Annotated in this window: 1 protein-coding gene; it reads right to left on the bottom strand. The window is 64.5% G+C overall.

Annotated elements, in window-relative coordinates:
* Positions 1-507, bottom strand: a 507-nt coding sequence (locus tag XI08_RS09795; protein ID WP_271574262.1) for a chemotaxis protein CheW, incomplete at both ends; no start/stop codon positions are given.

The raw sequence follows: 507 nt of genomic DNA, 5'->3' as shown, positions 1-507 counted from the left end.
CATGATCACGGCGCCATCGCCCAGGATGGTGTTGCCGGAGAACATGTCGATGTGACGCAGTTTCGTCGACATCGGCTTGACCACGATTTCTTCGGTGTGGAACACGCCGTCGACGACGATGCCAAAAGTCTGGCTGCCGACCTGGGTGACCACGATGAAGCCGTTCTCGGGATCGCTGGCGGCGCCGTCGTCGATCTTGAGCAGCTTCTTCAGATGGATCAGCGGCAGCAGCTTGTTGCGCAGCCGCAGGACGGCCGTGTCCTTGATGCGCTCGATGCGGTGCTCGCTGTTGGCGCGGGCGCGGACCAGCTCGACCACCGACAGCTGCGGGATGGCAAAGCGGTCGCCGGCGGCTTCCACGATCAGCGCGGAGACGATGGCGAGGGTCAGCGGGATCTTGATGGTGACGGAGGAGCCCTCGCCGGCCACCGACTTGATGTCGATGGTGCCGCCGATCTGGTCGATATTGGTGCGCACCACGTCCATGCCGACGCCGCGGCCCGAGAC

This window comes from Bradyrhizobium sp. CCBAU 11361 (assembly GCF_028128935.1).
GTDB classification, from domain to species: domain Bacteria; phylum Pseudomonadota; class Alphaproteobacteria; order Rhizobiales; family Xanthobacteraceae; genus Bradyrhizobium; species Bradyrhizobium niftali.
This window is presented reverse-complemented; position numbering and strand designations above follow the sequence as displayed.